Here is a 13,338-nt window from a genome sequence, read left to right as displayed (position 1 = left end):
ATAGCGTGGTTTCTACTGGCCTGCCTGAGGTTTGCTGGCAAGCAGCAGATCACGCGCAGCGGTCAGGCGGCGGGTTTCCAGCGACGTTCCGCCATGGTCCGGATGCGCCGCCTGCAGCTGCATCCGAAATGCCGTCTCGATGGCGGCGCGGTCCGCGTTTTCGCTCACCCCCAGCAGTCGCCGCGCTTCGGCCCGGGCGCCGGTGCCCCGCTTCGCCTTGCGCGGCCACAGCCACCACAGCGCAAACGCGCCGAGCAGAGACAGCAGCGCCATCAGCCGGCCATCATTCGGGAAGCCGCGCCGGGTCCCAGCCCGGCAGGTTCAGCGCCGCGAGCAGCGCCCGCAGCTCGGCGCGCGCGCCGACATGGCTGATGCTGAAATCCTCGAGCGCCCCCCGGTCGAGCAGCGTCAGCCCGCGCGGAAAGAACTCGCGGTAGATCACCCTCTCGGAAAGCCCCGGCAGCTGGCGAAAGCCGATCCGCTTCGAAAGCTGGTCGAGTGCGGCCCCCATGCGCTTGCGATTGCGCGCCTCCAGCGTCGACAGGCGGTTGCGCAGCACCACCCAGTCGATGCTGCCGCCATCGTGCCGCGCCCGCGCCTGCCGCTGCTCGAACACCAGGGCGGCATAAAAGCCCGGCTTCTTTACCGCAAAGGTCTCGGGGTCGACCTCGCCGATCAGGTCGAAGTCGATGAAGCTGTCGTTGATCGGCGTGATGATCGTGTCCGCCCGCGCAAGTGCCGCGCGCGCCAGCGCCGAATCGCGCCCCGGCGTGTCGATGATCAGGAAGTCGATCGCCGCCGCCTGCTCCAGCCGCAGCGCCAGCTCCGCCTCCGCGCCTTCGCCATCGGCGATGGTGATGTGATCGGGCGTCGCCAGCGCCAGCCCGCGCCTGGCGGCAAAGGCGACGCGATTCTCGAGGTAGCGCGCCGTCGTCCGCTGCCGGGAATCGAGGTCGAGCATCGCCGTGCGAAACCCCGCCAGCGTCAGCGCGACGCCGATATGCACCGCCGTCGTCGACTTGCCGGTGCCGCCCTTTTCGTTGCCCAGTGCGATGATGTGGAGCGGCATCAATATTCCTGAAGGGTTGCGTGGTCTCGCGCTTTCGCACAGAGGCGCTTGCCTTAACAAGTGAGGTCGCATGAAGAGCATGAGCCTGGTGGGAACAAACATGCAGGTGGTGCGCACGCCGACTGCACTGACAGCTGCGGTGGAGGCGTTCCGGCGCGCCGGCCGCAGCGTGGCCTTCGTGCCCACCATGGGTGCGCTCCACGCCGGCCACCTGGCGCTGCTCGCCGAAGGCCTCAAGCATGCCGATGTCGTCATCGCCTCGATCTTCGTCAATCCGCGCCAGTTCGGCCCCGGCGAGGATCTGTCGCGCTATCCGCGCGACGAAGCCGGCGATTCGGCCAAGCTCGCCGCCGCCGGCTGCGCCATGCTCTATGCACCCGATGTGGGCGCCATGTATCCGCCCGGCTTCTCCAGCTTCGTCCGCGTTGGCGGCCTGCCCGATGTGCTCTGCGGTGCGGTGCGCCCCGGCCATTTCGATGGCGTCGCCACCGTTGTCACCAAGCTCCTCGCCGCCGCCCGCGCCGATTATGCGGTGTTCGGCGAAAAGGACTGGCAGCAGCTCTCCATCGTCAAGCGCATGGCCGCCGATCTCGATCTCGGCACCGTCATCATCGGCGCCCCCATCGTCCGCGATGGCGATGGCCTGGCCCTCTCGTCGCGCAACCTCTACCTCGCCCCCGAAGATCGTGCCCGCGCGCTCGCCATCCCCGCCGCCCTCACCCGCGCCCGGGCGCGCCTGCTCGAAGGAGCCGCCGTCGCCGAAGTTTTGGCCGAAGGCGCGCTGGCGCTGGCCACCGCCGGCTTCGCCCGCGTCGATTATTTCGAGCTGGTCGATGGCGAAACGCTGGCCACGCTCAACACCGTGGCGCCCGGCGCCCGGCTGATGGCCGCGGGCGTAGTGGGAACAACGCGGCTGATCGACAATGTCGGGGTCTAGAAGGGGCTGAGCCCGAACGGCGAGCCCCCGAATGCGCCATAACCCAATCCACCAAGCCCATAGGGGTTGCGGCCCAATGCAAATGGCGATCCGCCGCGCGTGAGCGGAAAGCTGCCGTCGGCATATTGGTTGTACCCGAACCCGCCACCGAAATTGTTGAACCGACCGGTGCTGAAGCTGAACTGCGCCATGCCATTCTCGCCGAGCGGCACCGCGGTGCTGCCATAGAGCGCGCGGGTACCACCGGTGCCGACCATCATGCCGACTTCGCTGCGCACGCGCTTGTCGGTGCTGCCAGGTGCGCGGCCATCGACGATCGGCAGCCGCGTGTTGCTTTCCGGCTGGCGACCGGCAGCGTCGATCGCCGCCCGCTTGTCGGCCTCGCTCAGCCGATACACCTGCTCCTGCGCCAGGGACGGTGATGCCAGAAGGGCGAGCAGAAGGAAAATACGCATCACGCACCTTGGTCCGACACAGCTGACCCGAAAATGAACATCACCCCGGCACCGCCAGCCAGTTCATTTCGGCAGCCGGCGAAAGCCTGTAGCCGGCCGCTTCGAGAATTGCCGTACAGTCCGCAGCCACCGACGGGCCGAGTTCGAGATAGAATGTCGGCCGGGCCGTCGCGAGCAGCCGGCTGGCACCGCGCAAGACGGCCGTCTCCAGCCCCTCGACATCGAGCTTGACGAGATCGGGAGGCCCGAAGGCGTCGAGCAGCGCGTCGAGACTGATGGTCGGCACAGTGACATGCGCCCGGCTGCCGCCGGTCTGCGAATGACCATGCCCGACGAGGTGGTTCGACGCGCGACCGCGGCTGGCGATCGCCAGCGAGGCAATGCCCGTGCCTTCCGCAACGGCAGCGGCGACGACCTCGACCTTGCTGCCATTGAGCGCCACCGAGCGCAGCAGCAGGTTTGCCAGGAAGGGATCGGCTTCCACGGCAACCACCTGCCGGGCATGCGCGGCCGAAAAGGCGAATACGCCGCAATTCGCCCCGATGTCCCACACAGCCATCGAGGCGTCGACATGATCGCGCGCAAGGTCGGTCAGGTCGACATCGAAGCTGCGTTTCAGATACTTCAACTGGCTGTCGGGAGACACAAGCAGCTTGATGTCATTGGGCAGGCGCCGCGTGACCACGCGGTCACGCGAAAGACCTTCCGCCAGGGAGCGCATCAACCGGTTCACGCTTTTCTCTCGCGGAACGGTGTCGCCATGTCGAGCGCCTCGATGTCGGCCGCCACCATCTCCGCCTCGCGCACCACGAAATCGGCGATGGCGCTGCGGAATGCCGGGTTGGGGATATAATGCGCCGAGATCGTCGCCACCGGCCGATAGCCGCGTGCCAGCTTGTGCGCGCCCTGCGCCCCCGCCTCCACGCGTGGCCGCCGATTAGCGATCGCCCATTCGATCGCCTGATAATAGCAGAGCTCGAAGTGCAGGCACGGCACCTCCTCGGTCGATCCCCAATAGCGGCCGTAAAGACAGTCATCGCCAATGAAGTTGAGCGCGCCGGCAATCGGCCGCCCGGCGCGGCAGGCGAGCATCAGCAGGATCCTGTCCCCCATCGTCGCGCCGATCTCGCTGAAGAAGCTGCGGGTGAGATAAGGCCGGCCCCATTTGCGCGCCCCCGTATCCTGGTAGAACACCCAGAAGGCATCCCAGTGCGCTTCGGTGATGTCGGCGCCGGTCAGGTGCACGATCTCCAGCCCCTCCACCGCACGCGTCCGCTCCTTGCGGATGTTCTTGCGCTTGGCCGACGACAAGGCGCCGAGGAAATCCTCGAAATCGCGATAATCGTCGTTGAACCAGTGGAACTGCTCGCTCGAGCGCATCAGCCAGCCGGCGGCGGCAAAACGCGCCTGATCCTCCGCCGTCAGGAAGGTCGCATGTACCGACGACAGGTCGTTGGCGCGCGCCAGCCCTTCGGCCGCTGCAATCAGCGCCTCGGCGGCGTCCGGCGTGCGCGCCAGCACCCGCGGCCCGGTGGCAGGCGTGAAGGGCACCGCGCATTGCAGCTTGGGATAATAGCGCCCGCCGGCACGCTCCAGCGCATCGGCCCAATTGTGGTCGAACACATATTCGCCCTGGCTGTGCGACTTGGCATAGGCCGGCATCAGCCCCTGCAAGGCGCCGTCCTGCGTCTCCACGGCAATATGCGCCGGCTGCCAGCCGGTGCGCGCGGTCGCCGAGCGCGACGTCTCCAGCGCCAGCATGAAGGCGTGGAGCGTGAACGGGTTGCCGGTGCCGGCGCAGGCGTTCCATTCGGCCGCCGGCACCTCGGCGGCCGACTGCAGGATGCGGGCGACCAGCTCGGTCAGGCGCTGATCTCGACGATGCCGTCGATCTCCACCGCCACGCCCCGCGGCAGCGCGGCCACGCCCACCGCCGAGCGCGCATGGCGGCCGGCATCGCCGAACACCTTGACCATCAGGTTGGAGGCGCCATTGGCGACTTCGGGCTGGTCGGTGAAGCCGGGAGCCGAGGCCACGAACACGTTGAGCTTGACGATGCGACGCACCATGGCGAGATCGCCGAGTGCTGCCTTCATCTGCGCCATCAGCCCGATGGCACAGCGCTCCGCAGCCGCCACGCCGGCGGCGACATCGAGATCATCGCCGAGCCGCCCCTTCAACAGGCTGCCATCGGCGGCATAGGGGATCTGCCCGGCGATATGGAGCTGCCAGCCCGAGATGACGAAAGGCACATAATTGGCGGCGGGCGCGGCTGCGGCGGGCAGGGTAAAGCCCAGCGCCTGGAGGCGGGATTCGGGAGTATCGGTCATGCAGCAGCTCCAACATTGGCAGTGATTTGTGCTTCGATATGCGGCAGCGCATCGGCCCAGTCGTCGATCCGGGCATGGGCATCGGGCGCGGCCGGGATGAGATGACGCAGATCATGCTCGGCCACCATGTGCAGCCGGTGCACATCGGGTGCCAGCTTCGCGGCCGAGCTGTGGTTGGGCGGCAGATCGTCGATGAACACCGATGCGCTCGGCTGGAATTCGTCGAGCAGCGCTCTGATGGCAGGCCCCTTGCCGCCCTGGTTGCTGATCACCCGGTAGGGCATCCCGAGCTGCCGCAGCACGCCGGTGCGGGTATCGGCATGGATATCGGCGATGTTGGTCAGCACCACCACATCGCAATAGCCCGCCAGCTGCGCCAGCGAATCGGCGGCACCCGCCACCGCGCGCTGCCGTGGCATGTGCGTGGTGAAGAAGCCCTGCAGCAGCGGCGGAAAATCCGCCACCGGCAGCACGTTGCCCGCAGCATCGCGAATGTTGCCCGCCAGCGCGAAGGTCTCGAGCGAGAGGGTCAGATCATGCTCGGCAAGCAGATAATCGGTGAACGGTCGGACAAACTCGACCAGCACGCCGTCGCAATCGGTGATGATGAGGGGACGGGGCATCAGCGCTGCAATCGCTCGCCCGCGGCAGCCAGTGCCGCGGCCGGCACGCCGAGCGCCTCGGCGGCAGCAACAAGGTCGCTTTCGCGCGCTGCCAGGAAGCCGATCACTTCGGCGAGCAGCGCCGGCTCCCCGGCGCGCGTGCGCAGCGCGGCCGGGTCGAGCCCGGTCAATGCCAGGAATCGCGGTCCCATGTCCGCATCGGCGATCACATGCGCCAGCGCCTGAAGGCCGAGCACATCGGCAGGTGGCACGGCCTGGGGTGGCATCTTGAGCATCGCCGAACCCTAGGGTCCCCTGCCCGGCTTGCCAAGCGCGGCGACCTCGCGCCGCAGACCGCAGTTCTGCCGTAAACCATAATTCATTATTTACTAAATCTTCATGCGATGCTTTGCTGTCACAACTGACCAACTTATGTTAGTCAGGAAAAACAATGGATGCGGCGTGTAAATTCTACACGCAGCCGTCGCTGGACAGGGGTCGACAAGCGCGGTCATGGTCATGCAGATTGGTTTTGTCGGCGCGTCCGATATTGGCGAGGCTTTATTGCCGCTGTTGCCGCCCGATACATCCATGGTGATGTTGACGGTGGAAGATGCCACCGCGCGCGCTGCGGCAGGCACCTTGCAACTGCTCATCGTTGCCCCCGATTGCCCCTCGTGGCGGTCGATGGCGGAGCGGTTGCAGCCGCTGCAGGCGATCGCCGAGGCCAATCCCTTCCCCGTGTTCGCGCTGGTGCCGCGCGCCGATCCACAGGCGCTGGTGCAGGCCTTCGACATGCATTGCGCCGATTGCGCATGGCTCCCGGTCGATCCGATGGAAGTGCGCGCAAGGCTCGCCGCCCTCGTCCGCCGCCGCCGGGTGGCGCTCACGCGTGCGGCCGAGGTGCGCAAGGCCTGGCGCGTCGCCACGCGCGATGCCGTCACCGGGCTGTTCAACCGCCACCATCTGGAAAGGGTGCTGCCGCAGGCGATCCATACCGCCCATCGCGAGAACCGCATCCTGTCGGTTCTGATGACCGACATCGACGGGCTGAAGCGGTTCAACGACCTGCGCGGCCATCTGGCCGGCGATGTGGCGCTGCGCCGTGTCGCCGAAGCAATCGAAGACAATCTGCGCCCCGCCGACACCGTGGCCCGTTACGGCGGGGACGAGATGGCGGTGATCATGCCCGATGCCGATCGCGCTGTCGCCGCCGCCATCGCCGCCCGGCTGGTCGCGGTGGTGGCATCGCTGGGCCTGGGCTGCTACGGCCCGGAAGCAGAGCGCGCGCCGCTCACCCTCAGCGTCGGCATGGCGACCTTGCGCGGGCCCGGCTGCAATGCCGACAGCCTGCTCGCCCGTGCAGATCAGGCGCTCTACGAAGCCAAGCGCCAGGGCCGCAACCGCGCCAACGCCGCCGCCTGAACCCTCAAGACACCACACACGGCAAAACGGCCGGCGCAGGCTGCACCGACCGCTTCATCTTCCAGCGCTGCGCGCCTTACTTGATCTTGGCTTCCTTGAAGTCCACGTGCTTGCGGACAACCGGATCATATTTGCGGAACAGCAGCTTCTCGGTCTGCGTGCGCGGGTTCTTCTTCGTCACATAATAATAGCCGGTTTCGGCTGTCGAGACGAGCTTGATCTTGATGGTTGTCGGCTTGGCCATGAGAACGCTTCCGGGCAAAACTGTGAGAGCATCCCCGGCAAGCCGGGCGCTGCGAAGCGCGGCCTATGGGCAAGTGCCGCCGCAAAGTCAAGGCTGCTGCCGCCCTGGCACATGATTTGGCAACCGGCGGCAGGCTGGGCTATTGAACCGCGAATGACGATTTTGATGTTGCAGGATCGCGCCGTGCTGAGAATGCAGGGCGCCGACACAATGGCCTTTCTGCAGGGCCTGCTTTCCAACGATGTTGCGCTGCTGGCAGCCAGCACGCCACTCTATGCCGGGCTGCTTTCGCCCCAGGGCAAGCTGCTGTTCGCCGTGCTGCTCTTCGCCGGCGATGATGGCGCGGTCCTTATCGACGTGGCCGCCGACGAGGCCGAGGGCCTGCTGAAGCGCCTGTCGATGTACAAGCTGCGCAAGGCGGTCGACATCGCTCCCGCACCCGAGCTGGCGGTGTTCGCTTCCATCGGCACCATGGTGCCGGGCCACACCGCCGACCCGCGTACCCCAGCACTCGGCGGCCGCTGGATCGCCGCCACCGACACGATCGACACCGCTGCCGATTCTGCCGATTCGCAGGCCGCATGGCACAGCCACCGGCTGCAGCTCGGCATCGCCGAAGCCGCCGAGCTGGGCTCCGACGAACTGCTCTGGCTGGAGACCGGTGCCGATCTGCTCAACGGCGTCAGCTTCACCAAGGGCTGCTATGTCGGGCAGGAGAACACCGCACGCATGCACCACCGTGACAAGGTGCGCAGGCGAATCGTGCCGGTGCAGCTGGCAGGCACAGTGGACGATACCACCCTGCGCGACGACGCCGGCCGCGTTGTCGGTTCGCTGCGCGGCACCGCCGCCGGCAATCTGGCGCTGGCCCATCTGCGCATCGAGGCGGTTGATGCCCCCATCCTGCTTGGGCCCACCCCGGTCACGGTGCTGCGCCCCGATTGGCTGCAACCCGCCTTTGCAGGCGCCGCCTGATGGCAGACCCGCAGCCCGCCGAAGAGCCGCTGGCCGTCGGCACCGCCATCAAGTCGCTCCCCGAGCAGGTCGAAGCCCTCACCTTCGACACGCTGCGCTGGCTGCAGACCGACAGCCGCGATGCGATCATCATGACCGGCGTCGCCGTCGCGCTCTATTTCATCTTCATCGGCGCCCGCTGGGGTGCGGCGCGCCTGCTTGGCGGCAGTGACGACATCACCAACTGGAAGGGGTTTGCCGCGCGCATCGTGTGCCGCACCAATTCGGTGTTCATGGGCTCGCTCGCCGCCTATATCGTCGCCCATATCGTGGCACCGCCGGGCGCGCTGCGCGCCGCGATCGATTTCTTCTTCGTCGTCGCCTTCGCCATCCAGGGTGCCCTCTGGCTGCGCGAGATCGTGCTCACCATGGTCGAGCGCCGCGCTGAAGCCAGCGCCGATCCCGCCGATTTCATCAGCGCCATGGGCGTCATCCGGATTCTCGTCAACGCCGCCGTCTGGATCCTCGCGGTCATCCTCGTGCTCGACAATCTGGGCGTCAACGTCACCGCCCTTGTCGCCGGACTCGGTGTCGGTGGTATCGCCATCGCGCTCGCCGCCCAGGGCATTTTCTCCGATCTGTTCGCCGCGCTCGCCATCCTGCTCGATCGCCCGTTCCGCGTCGGCGATGCCATCCAGTTCGGCCCCAACATCGGCACCGTCGAGGCGATCGGCATGAAGACCGTGCGCATCCGCCTGCTCTCGGGCGAGCAGATGGTGGTCGGCAACACCCAGCTTCTCGAACAGCAGGTGAGCAATTTCAAGCGCATCGAGATCCGCCGCGTCGTGCTGCTGTTCGGCGTCATCTACCAGACCAGGCCCGACATGCTGATGGCGCTTCCCGATCATGTGAAGGCGATGATCGACCCCGTCGCCAACGCCCGCTTCGACCGCTGCGTCTTCACCAGCTTCGGCGCCTCGTCGATCGATTTCGAGCTCGTCTTCTATGTCGACACCCCCGAGCTGACCGACATGCTCGTCGCCCGCCACGCCATCGGCGTCGGCCTCGTTCGCCTGTTCGCCGAGCTCGGTGTCGAATTCGCCTACCCGAGCCAGACGAGCTTCACCGCACTCCCCGACGGCACGATGATCGATCCGCGCGAACGCCTTGCCATGGACCGGCAGGATTAGCCCTTGGGCACCGCATTGCCGCGCGCCGCAGCCGGGATGCTCGCATAGACCGGTGCCGGCGTCAGCCCGAGCCGCGCGCGCGCATCCTCGAGCGGCAACGGCAGCAGCGCCCGGTAATCATGCCCGGCAAACCATGCCGCCTGCCGGCCGCGCCGAAAGCCTTCCCAGATCGCCTGGGCATAGGGATGGCGCTCGGGCGCCTGCCGGCTCTTCAACGCTGCGCCCACCGCAATGAACGCCCAGCCGAGCGACCGCGTCTGCGCATAGGAAAACGCCACCAGGCACGCCTCGCCGAGCGAATCGGTGCCATAGCCGGTCAGCACATGCCAAAGGTCATGCGCATCGCGCGTGCGGCGGCCAAACCACGCCACCGGATGGTGCATGTCCATCATCACCCGGCTTGAAACTTCCACCAGCCCCTCGGGCGTGATGCTCGCGGCCGCAGTGAAGCGCGCATAGGCAGCACCCAGGCTGTTCTCGGGCAGCGTCGCCAGCCAGGCGCGGTCGGAAAGGATCGGCGCCACCTCGGCACGCTCATAGGCAATGCGCCCGCCCTCGGCGGTGCCGAGCAGCCGCAAATAGCCATCTCGCGTGCTCGCCCCGTTGAGCGCGCGCATGATCTCGAAGACCTCGCCGGTATCATCCTTGTCGGCAAGCAGCTTGCGCAGAGCGGCCAGCGCCGTGCCCCACTCGCGCTTCGGGATCGGCAGCGCTTGCGGCTGCGAAGCCGGAATAAAGGGGGTCTGGGCGGTCATGCGGAGCTTCTATCCGCATTTCCCATCCCGGTAAATAGAGTGCCGCTCAGTTTGCGTCAGTTTCGCGGCAAATTGGCGCTCGACACACTGGGATCGATAACCTGCGCATGATTGGGGCCTCGCGGGCGACCAACGAAGCTCGACGCACAACCGGCTGTGCGCGTGCATTCAAGGCTGGTGATCGGACCTTCGTTGATCCTCGCACCTTCCGTCGCACAGCCGCCAAGGCCAATTGCCAACCCGACAAACACCAAACGCATCATGGGCCACACCATCCGATCAAGCGATTACGCATCTTCCTCAAGGCTCAGCAGCGAAGCATTCCCGCCGGCACTTGTCGTGTCAATCGTCACCGTCCGCTCGGTGCAGAAGCGCAGCAGGTAATGCGGCCCGCCGGCCTTGAAGCCGGTCCCCGACCGCGCCTCGCCGCCGAACGGCTGGGTGCCCACCACCGCCCCGATGATGCTGCGGTTGACATAGAGGTTGCCCACCTGCGCCAGCGCCTGCACCGTATCCGACGCGCCAGCGATGCGGCTATGCAGCCCCATCGTCAGCCCATAGCCCAGCGCATTCACCGCCTGCACCGTCTCGGCGAGCGTGCCTGCTTCCCAGGTCGTCACATGCAGCAGCGGCCCGAACCACTCCTCCTTGAGGTCGCCGACCCGGTCGATCGCGATCAGCGTCGGCGCCACATAGTCGCCCTCGGGTGCCGCGATGCTGTGCAGCCAGCGCGCCTTCACCGATTGCCGATAGGCTTCCAGCTTCGCAGCGGCCGCAGCATCGATCACCGGGGGCACATCGGTCATCGGGTTGCCCGCCGGCCCCACCACCAGCGCATCCATCGCCCCCTTCAGCATGGTGATCACCGAATCGGCCACCTCGCGCTGCACCAGCAGCAGGCGCAGCGCCGAGCAGCGCTGCCCCGCCGACTGGAACGCCGAAGCGATCACATCGGCCACCACCTGCTCGGGCAGCGCCGTCGAATCGGCGATCATCGCATTGATGCCGCCGGTCTCGGCAATGAACGGGATCAGCGGCCGCGCATCGTCATCGAGCAGCGCCCGTGCAATCGCCCGCGCCGTGGCGGTGCTGCCGGTGAAGGCCACACCCTGCACGCGTCCGTCGCGCACCAGCGCATCGCCCTCGGCCCCGCCACCGGGAATCAGCTGCAGCACATCGGCCGGAATCCCCGCCGCATGCGCCAGCGCCACCGCGCGCGCCGCAATCCGCGGCGTCTGCGGTGCCGGCTTGGCGAGCACCGGATTGCCCGTCACCAGGGCTGCCGCGCATTGGCCAAGGAAGATCGCCAGCGGAAAATTCCACGGCGCGATCGTCGCGAACGGCCCGCGCGGCGCCAGCATAAGGCAGTTGCTCTCGCCCGTCGGCCCCGGCAGCGGCATCGGCTGCATCAGGTGCCGCGCCTGCGCTGCATAATAACGACAGAAGTCGATCGCCTCGCGCACTTCCGCCACCGCATCCGGCAGCGTCTTGCGCGCCTCCTGCACCAGCAGCCCGATGAGGGCAGGGGTGTCGGCCTCAAGCGCATCGCCGAGCGCCTCGACCCGCGCCGCACGGTCCTCCACCGGCGTCGCCGCCCAGCCGGGTGCCGCCGCTTCGGCGCGCGCCACGGCGGCGGCAACATCGACCGCCGCCGGCGCTGCCGGCAGCACCAGCGTCGCCGCCGCGGCAGCCAGCGCGTCCAGCGTCGGCGCATCGGCCAGGTCGATGCCCGGGCTGTTCGGCCGGCCACCGGTCGCCGCCTCATGCGCATACATCGCCGAGGGCTTGGGGATGGCGGGGTGCGGCAGCCCGCCCGAGCGCGCCACCCGCGCCGCCGGGTCGGCAAGCAGCTCTTCCTCGGGCATGTCGTCATCGGCTATCTGATGAACGAAGCTGGTGTTGGCGCCGTTTTCCAGCAGGCGTCGCACCAGATAGGCGAGCAGGTCGCGGTGGCCACCCACCGGCGCATAGATGCGGCAATGATGCCCCTGGTTCCGCACCAGATCCTCGTACAGCCCTTCGCCCATGCCGTGCAGCCGCTGGAACTCGAAGTCGCGGCTCTCCCCCGCCCATTCGAGCACCGTCGCCACCGTCAGCGCATTGTGCGTCGCAAACGCCGGATAGATATGCGGCGAATCGAGCATCGCCCGCGCGCACGCCAGCCAGCTCACATCGGTGGCAGGCTTGCGCGTGAACAGCGGATAATCGGCAAGCCCCAGCGCCTGGGTGCGCTTGATCTCGCTGTCCCAATAGGCGCCCTTCACCAGCCGCACCGCAATGCACCGCCCGGTGGCAGCACCCAGCGCCTCAGCCCAGTCGATGACGGCCGGCGCGCGCTTGCCATAGGCCTGCACCGCCATGCCCAGCCCGTCCCAGCCCTTGAGGCCGGGGTGCGCCGCCACCGCACCGATGATGTCGAGGCTCATGTCGAGCCGCTCGGATTCTTCGGCATCGATGGTCAGGCCGATTCCCGCCGAGGCCGCCGCCTGCGCCAGCGTCATCGCCAGTTCGGTGAGCGTGGGCACGGCAGCACTCGCATGCGCCGTCTCGTAGCGCGGGTGCAGCGCGGAAAGTTTCACCGAGATCGAGTGCCGTCCGGAAATATTGTCGTTCCCGCCGCCGCCTCCACGCCGGCCGCCGCGCTTGCGGCCGATCGCCTCGATGGCGCCCAGATAGGCATCGAAATAGCCCATCGCATCGGGAAACGTGTGCGCCGCTTCGCCGAGCATGTCGAAGCTGGCGGTAAAACCCTTCTGCCGGTCGGCAAAGCCCAGCGCCTCGTCAATGGTGCGCCCCATCACGAACACTTCGCCCATCAGCCGCATTGCGGCCGCCACCGCCTGGCGAATGAACGGCTCGCCGGTGCGGGAAAGCAGACGCTTGAGCACGCCGGCCTGCGGGTCGGCGAGCATCGCCTTGCCCATCACCAGCCCCCAGGTGGCGGAATTGACGAGCAGCGAATCGCTGTCTCCCAGCTTCGCCTTCCAGTCGGCCTGTCCCAGCTTGTCACGGATCAGCAGGTCGGCGGTCACCGGGTCGGGCACGCGCAGAAACGCCTCGGCCAGGCTCAGCAGCGCGGTGCCCTCGTCGGAGCCAAGCTGGTAATGCTGGAGGAAGCGGTTGACCCAGCCGCTGCTCGCCGCCGCCTTCAGCCCGGCGATCAAGGGCCGGGCGCGCGCCACCACCGAATGCCGCTGCTCCTCCCCCAGCAATGCGGCGGGCAACAGGGCGGCCAGCACCTCGGGCTCGGGCGCACGGTGGAGGGCGCGCATACGGGCGCGGGCTTCAATCATTGTCGGAGATGTCATGGGCTCGCCCTAGCCGGTTTGGAGGGCTCGGAACAGATGACTCCGACAGGTTGACGCACGCGTGAAGCC

At 67.5% G+C, this 13,338-nt stretch carries 15 protein-coding genes; 4 read left to right on the top strand and 11 right to left on the bottom strand.

Annotated elements, in window-relative coordinates; translation table 11 throughout:
• Positions 1 to 12: 12 nt before the first annotated feature.
• Together FHS79_RS03475 and FHS79_RS03470 are read right to left on the bottom strand one after the other, a co-directional pair.
• Positions 13 to 273 (bottom strand): J domain-containing protein, encoded by a 261-nt coding sequence (locus FHS79_RS03475; protein WP_184195437.1) that lies wholly within the window; start codon positions 271 to 273, stop codon positions 13 to 15.
• A gap of 10 nt (positions 274 to 283) precedes the next feature.
• Positions 284 to 1,069 (bottom strand): division plane positioning ATPase MipZ, encoded by a 786-nt coding sequence (locus FHS79_RS03470; protein WP_184195434.1) that lies wholly within the window; start codon positions 1,067 to 1,069, stop codon positions 284 to 286.
• Between the two features lie 70 nt (positions 1,070 to 1,139).
• Between FHS79_RS03470 and panC the strand changes: the two genes are divergently transcribed.
• Positions 1,140 to 2,006 carry a pantoate--beta-alanine ligase gene (gene panC / locus FHS79_RS03465; protein WP_243452624.1) on the top strand — a complete coding sequence of 289 codons (867 nt, stop codon included), beginning with the start codon at positions 1,140 to 1,142 and terminating at the stop codon, positions 2,004 to 2,006.
• Here the strand turns inward: panC and FHS79_RS03460 are convergent.
• The 6 genes from FHS79_RS03460 to FHS79_RS03435 are packed head-to-tail and all read right to left on the bottom strand — an operon-like array spanning position 2,003 to position 5,689.
• The gene (locus tag FHS79_RS03460) at positions 2,003 to 2,461 is read right to left on the bottom strand and encodes a hypothetical protein (protein ID WP_184195431.1); all 459 of its coding nucleotides are present in this window, start codon (positions 2,459 to 2,461) and stop codon (positions 2,003 to 2,005) included. The genes panC and FHS79_RS03460 overlap by 4 nt on opposite strands.
• A 40-nt stretch (positions 2,462 to 2,501) precedes the next feature.
• Positions 2,502 to 3,182, bottom strand: coding sequence for an FkbM family methyltransferase (locus tag FHS79_RS03455; protein ID WP_184195428.1), 681 nt, complete (start codon positions 3,180 to 3,182; stop codon positions 2,502 to 2,504).
• Between the two features lie 8 nt (positions 3,183 to 3,190).
• Entirely contained in the window at positions 3,191 to 4,285 is a 1,095-nt protein-coding gene (locus tag FHS79_RS03450) for a GNAT family N-acetyltransferase (protein ID WP_243453545.1), read from the bottom strand.
• Positions 4,286 to 4,323: 38 nt separating this feature from the next.
• On the bottom strand, positions 4,324 to 4,791 hold the full coding sequence (locus FHS79_RS03445; RefSeq protein WP_184195425.1) for a RidA family protein: 468 nt from the start codon (positions 4,789 to 4,791) through the stop codon (positions 4,324 to 4,326).
• The gene (locus FHS79_RS03440) at positions 4,788 to 5,414 is read right to left on the bottom strand and encodes an HAD family hydrolase (RefSeq protein WP_184195422.1); all 627 of its coding nucleotides are present in this window, start codon (positions 5,412 to 5,414) and stop codon (positions 4,788 to 4,790) included. Before FHS79_RS03440 ends, FHS79_RS03445 begins: the two co-directional genes overlap by 4 nt.
• Positions 5,414 to 5,689, bottom strand: a complete 276-nt coding sequence (locus FHS79_RS03435; protein WP_243452623.1) for a DUF3572 family protein — start codon at positions 5,687 to 5,689, stop codon at positions 5,414 to 5,416. Before FHS79_RS03435 ends, FHS79_RS03440 begins: the two co-directional genes overlap by 1 nt.
• Positions 5,690 to 5,912: 223 nt before the next feature.
• Here FHS79_RS03435 and FHS79_RS03430 point away from each other — a divergent pair, with 223 nt between their 5' ends.
• Complete coding sequence (locus FHS79_RS03430) at positions 5,913 to 6,818, top strand: GGDEF domain-containing protein (protein WP_184195419.1); 906 nt, start codon at positions 5,913 to 5,915, stop codon at positions 6,816 to 6,818.
• Between the two features lie 76 nt (positions 6,819 to 6,894).
• On the opposite strand, the gene rpmG is transcribed toward FHS79_RS03430, so the two are convergent.
• The gene (rpmG, locus tag FHS79_RS03425; protein ID WP_184195416.1) at positions 6,895 to 7,062 is read right to left on the bottom strand and encodes a 50S ribosomal protein L33; all 168 of its coding nucleotides are present in this window, start codon (positions 7,060 to 7,062) and stop codon (positions 6,895 to 6,897) included.
• 153 nt (positions 7,063 to 7,215) lie between these two features.
• Between rpmG and ygfZ the strand changes: the two genes are divergently transcribed.
• Together ygfZ and FHS79_RS03415 are read left to right on the top strand one after the other, a co-directional pair.
• A complete protein-coding gene (ygfZ, locus tag FHS79_RS03420) occupies positions 7,216 to 8,037 on the top strand; it encodes a CAF17-like 4Fe-4S cluster assembly/insertion protein YgfZ (protein ID WP_184195413.1) in 822 nt (273 codons plus the stop codon).
• Positions 8,037 to 9,206, top strand: coding sequence for a mechanosensitive ion channel family protein (locus FHS79_RS03415; protein WP_243452622.1), 1,170 nt, complete (start codon positions 8,037 to 8,039; stop codon positions 9,204 to 9,206). Before ygfZ ends, FHS79_RS03415 begins: the two co-directional genes overlap by 1 nt.
• On the opposite strand, the gene FHS79_RS03410 is transcribed toward FHS79_RS03415, so the two are convergent.
• Both FHS79_RS03410 and FHS79_RS03405 read right to left on the bottom strand, forming a co-directional pair.
• A complete protein-coding gene (locus tag FHS79_RS03410) occupies positions 9,203 to 9,961 on the bottom strand; it encodes a Coq4 family protein (RefSeq protein ID WP_184195410.1) in 759 nt (252 codons plus the stop codon). The genes FHS79_RS03415 and FHS79_RS03410 overlap by 4 nt on opposite strands.
• 287 nt (positions 9,962 to 10,248) lie before the next feature.
• Entirely contained in the window at positions 10,249 to 13,254 is a 3,006-nt protein-coding gene (locus FHS79_RS03405) for an L-glutamate gamma-semialdehyde dehydrogenase (protein WP_243452621.1), read from the bottom strand.
• Between the last annotated feature and the right edge of the window lie 84 nt (positions 13,255 to 13,338).

The organism is Polymorphobacter multimanifer (genome assembly GCF_014205635.1).
GTDB lineage: Bacteria > Pseudomonadota > Alphaproteobacteria > Sphingomonadales > Sphingomonadaceae > Sandarakinorhabdus > Sandarakinorhabdus multimanifer.
This window is presented reverse-complemented; position numbering and strand designations above follow the sequence as displayed.